The 4,494-nt window shown below is 71.0% G+C and carries 3 protein-coding genes; 1 reads left to right on the top strand and 2 read right to left on the bottom strand.

The features are described from left to right. Nucleotides 1-88 precede the first annotated feature (88 nt). On the bottom strand, nt 89-1,141 hold the full coding sequence (locus ACFXB5_RS39325) for a LacI family DNA-binding transcriptional regulator (protein WP_385217674.1): 1,053 nt from the start codon (nt 1,139-1,141) through the stop codon (nt 89-91). A gap of 25 nt (nt 1,142-1,166) precedes the next feature. Next, nucleotides 1,167-2,837 carry a glycoside hydrolase family 13 protein gene (locus ACFXB5_RS39320; protein WP_385217671.1) on the bottom strand — a complete coding sequence of 557 codons (1,671 nt, stop codon included), beginning with the start codon at nt 2,835-2,837 and terminating at the stop codon, nt 1,167-1,169. Nucleotides 2,838-3,100: 263 nt separating this feature from the next. Here ACFXB5_RS39320 and ACFXB5_RS39315 point away from each other — a divergent pair, with 263 nt between their 5' ends. Continuing rightward, complete coding sequence (locus ACFXB5_RS39315) at nt 3,101-4,378, top strand: extracellular solute-binding protein (RefSeq protein ID WP_385217668.1); 1,278 nt, start codon at nt 3,101-3,103, stop codon at nt 4,376-4,378. Nucleotides 4,379-4,494: the final 116 nt, after the last annotated feature.

Raw genomic sequence — 4,494 nt, 5'->3', positions numbered from 1 at the left:
CCGCGCCCTGGGGGGGGCCCACAAAATCTAAACAGCCCCGCCCCCCTTCGGGGCGCACCCGAACCGCACCGGACTTCAATGAGGCGGCTTAGGCCGCGCCCCCGGCCGCCCGGCTCCGCGCCTCCACGCCGTGGGCCGACGCCGTGGAGCCGCGCACCACCAGTTCGGGCAGGAAGACGAACTCGCTGGGCGGGGCCGGGGTGCCGCCGATCTCCTCCAGCAGCGCCCGCACCGCCGCCTGCCCCATCGATTGCACCGGTTTACGGATCGTGGTCAGCGGCGGATCGGTGAAGGCGATCAGCGGGGAGTCGTCGAAGCCGACCACCGAGACGTTCTGAGGGACCGCCAGACCCTGCTGCCGGGCCGCCCGGATGGCACCGAGCGCCATCATGTCGCTCGCGCACACCACCGCCGTACAGCCCCGCTCGATCAGCGCGGTCGCCGCCGCCTGGCCGCCCTCCAGGGTGTACAGCGAATGCTGGATCAGCTCCTCGGACTCGGCCGGGGAGAGCCCCAGCCGGTCCCGCATCGCCTGCTGAAAGCCTTCGATCTTGCGCAGTACGGGTACGAATCGCTTCGGCCCGAGTGCGAGACCGATCCGGGTGTGCCCGAGCGAGACCAGATGGGTGACCGCCAGCCCCATCGCCGCCCGGTCGTCCGGGGAGATGAACGGCGCCCGCACCTTCGGCGAGAAGCCGTCCACCAGCACGAACGGCACACCCTGGCCGCGCAGCTGGTCATAGCGCTGCATATCGGCCGAGGTGTCCGCGTGCAGCCCGGAGACGAAGATGATCCCGGCCACCCCCCGGTCCACCAGCATCTCGGTCAGCTCGTCCTCGGTCGAGCCGCCGGGGGTCTGGGTGGCCAGCACCGGGGTGTAGCCCTGCCGGGTGAGCGCCTGCCCGATGACCTGGGCGAGCGCGGGGAAGATCGGGTTCTCCAGCTCGGGCGTGATCAGTCCCACCAGTCCGGCGCTGCGCTGCCGCAGCCGCACCGGCCGCTCATAGCCGAGGACGTCCAGAGCGGCGAGGACGGACTCGCGGGTGGCCGCCGCCACCCCCGGCCTGCCATTGAGGACGCGGCTGACGGTGGCTTCGCTGACCCCCGCCTGGGCTGCGATGTCAGCAAGCCGTGCGGTCATGGAGTGGGACTGTACCGGTCGCATGTCAGATTGCCCACCACGCGCACGAATCAGGCGGAATGCACACGGTTCCGGCCTTGTACGCCAGCGGCGCCGACGACAGCAGCGCACGCCCCGGAACCGGCAGTTCGACCTCCTCCCCGAGCGTGTTGAGCGTGCACACCAGGCCGGGCCGGGACAGCGCGAGCACCCCGGCCGGGGCGTCCAGCCAGCTCATCGGGCCGTCCCCGAGCCCCGGCAGCTCACGGCGCAGCGCGAGCGCGTCCCGGTACAGCTCCAGCGTGGAGCCGGGGTCGCCGGTCTGCGCCTCGACGGACAGCTCGGCCCAGTCCTCCGGCTGGGGCAGCCAGCTGCCGCCGGGGCCGAAGCCGTAGGAGCCACCGGAGCGGGTCCAGGGCAGGGGCACCCGGCAGCCGTCGCGGAAGCCGTCCTGACCGTTCTGGCCCTCCTGCCCGTCGGGGGAGGTGCGGAAGAAGGCCGGGTCCTGGCGCAGCTCGTCCGGCAGCTCGGTCACCTCGGGAAGGCCCAGCTCCTCGCCCTGGTAGAGATAGGCCGAGCCGGGCAGCGCCAGGATGAGCAGGGCCGCCGCGCGGGCGCGGGCGAGCCCCCGCTCCGGGCCGCCACCGGCTCCGTCGGCGTAGCGGGTGGTGTGCCGGACCACGTCGTGGTTGGAGAGCACCCAGGTGGTGGGGGCGCCGACGGAGCCGGTCGCGGCCCGCGACTCGTCGATCACCTCGCGCATCGCGGCCGCGTCCCACGGGCACTTCAGGAACTGGAAGTTGAACGCCTGGTGCAGCTCGTCCGGGCGTACGTAGAGGGCCAGCCGCTCGGCGGTGGGCGCCCATGCCTCGGCGACGCCGATCCGGTCACCGGGGTAGGAGTCCAGCAGCCGCCGCCAGGAGCGGTGGATCTCGTGCACCCCGTCCTGGTCGAAGAACGGCAGCACCTGGGAGCCGATCAGCTTGGCCTGTTCGGTGTGGCCGATGTCGGGCAGCCCGGCGGCCTTGACCATGCCGTGCGCGACATCGATCCGGAAGCCGTCCACGCCCAGATCCAGCCAGAAGCGCAGCACCGAATCGAACTCCGCGCGGACCTCGGGGGAGTCCCAGTTGAGGTCGGGCTGCTGGGGGGCGAACAGGTGCAGGTACCACTCGCCGGGGGTGCCGTCCGGATCGGTGGTACGGGTCCAGGCGGGGCCGCCGAAGACCGACTCCCAGTCGTTCGGCGGCAGTTCGCCGTGGGCGCCGCGGCCGGGGCGGAAGTGGTAGCGGGCGCGGGCCGCGCCGCCGCGCCGGTCGGCGAGCGCCTCGCGGAACCACGGGTGCTGGTCCGAGCTGTGGTTCGGGACGACGTCCACGATCACCTTCAGCCCCAGCTCATGGGCGGTGCGCACCAGGTCGTCGGCGTCGCCGAGGGTGCCGAAGAGCGGGTCCACGGCGCGGTAGTCCGCCACGTCGTAGCCGCCGTCGGCCTGCGGGGAGGCGTAGAAGGGGGTCAGCCAGACGGCGTCCACACCCAGCCCGGCGAGGTGCGGCAGCCGCTCCCGCGCCCCGCGCAGATCGCCGATCCCGTCGCCGTCGCTGTCGGCGAAGGAGCGTACGTACACCTGGTAGATGACGGCGTCGCGCCACCATCCGTGGCCTTCGGACGGTCGCGCCGACTCGGTGGCAAGGGAGGTCGTGAGCTCCTGGGTCATGGCGCGAACGTAACAGCTCTGCAATGCCTTGCGGAAGAGATTGCAGGGCGCGCTGGTGCCCTTCGGGGGTGCTCCGGTCGTGCTGTGAGCGTATGTCAAGCGCTGGAACGGGCGCGGAGCGGCTACCGCGGGGACACATGGACGTAACGATGCCAGGCGCCTTGCAGAAATTTGCCGCAAGCTCTTTCGGCGGGCTTGCGGCCCTGTTACGTTCCTCCGCAACTTGGGGCCGCGACGGAGCGGCCGGCTTTGGAGGAGTTCAGATGCGACGTGGCATAGCGGCCACCGCACTCGTCGCGGCCATGGCGCTCGCGGCGACGGCATGCGGCGGTGACGACGGCGGCAGCGGCGACAAGAAGTCCGGCGGCCATCTCTCCGGCACCGTGACGTACTGGGACACGTCGAACGACGCGGAGAAGGGCACGTACAAGGAGCTCGCCCTGGGCTTCGAGAAGAAGCACCCCGACGTCAAGGTCAACTACGTCAATGTGCCCTTCGGTGACGCACTGGCCAAGTTCAAGAACGCCGCCGGCTCGGGTGGCTCCGGCGCGCCCGACGTACTGCGCACCGAGGTGGCCTGGACCCAGGACCTGGCCAACATCGGCTATCTCGCCCCGCTGGACGGCACCCCCGCCCTCGCCGATCAATCCGACTATCTGCCCAAGGCGCTGGCGGGCGCCAAGTTCAAGGGCAAGACCTACGCCGTACCGCAGGTCATCGACACCCTCGGCCTCTTCTACAACAAGAAGATGCTGAAGGACGCCGGGGTCCAGCCGCCCAAGGACTGGACCGAGCTCAAGGCCGCCGCCAAGAAGATCAAGGAGAAGACCGGCAAGACCGGCCTCTATCTGCGCGGCGACGACGCCTACTGGTACCTGCCCTTCATCTACGGCGAGGGCGGCGACCTCCTCGACACCGGCGCCAAGAAGGTCACCATCGACGACGAGCCCGGCATCAAGGCGTTCGCGGCCGCCCGCGACCTGGTCACCTCCAAGGCGGCGGAGACCGACGCCACCGACGGCTGGGACAACATGCAGAACGCCATCAAGAACGGCGACGTCGCGATGACGATCAACGGGCCGTGGGCGATCGAGGACACCCTGGCGGGCAAGGCGTTCAAGGACAAGTCCAACCTCGGGGTGGTCCCGGTCCCGGCCGGCAGCAAGGCCCAGGGCGCCCCGCAGGGCGGCCAGAACCTCACCGTCTACGCCGGATCGAAGAACCTGGCCGCCTCCTACGCCTTCGCGCAGTACATGAGCTCGGCCGAGGTGCAGGCCAAGACCACCGAGAAGCTCTCCCTGCTGCCCACCCGCACCTCCGTCTACTCCAACAAGACGGTCGCCGCGAACCCCAATGTGAAGTTCTTCAAGGCCGCCGTCGACAAGGCCGTCGAGCGCCCCTGGATCCCGGAGGGCAACAGCCTCTTCCAGGCGATCCTGGTGCAGTTCCCGGGCGTCCTCACCGGCAAGACCTCACCCGAGAAGGCCGCCGACGCGGTCGGTGACGCTTACCGCAAGCTCCTCAAGGGCGACTGGAAGTAGGGCCGGCGACGATGGCTGTCGACACCAGCCCGGCGATGGACCCGGGGGGGCGGGGGGCCGGCGGCCGGCCCCCCGGGGGGGCGGGGGGGGACCACTAGCGGGCCCCCCCCCCCCCC

The organism is Streptomyces sp. NPDC059455 (assembly GCF_042750115.1).
In the GTDB taxonomy this organism is placed as follows: domain Bacteria; phylum Actinomycetota; class Actinomycetes; order Streptomycetales; family Streptomycetaceae; genus Streptomyces; species Streptomyces endocoffeicus.
This window is presented reverse-complemented; position numbering and strand designations above follow the sequence as displayed.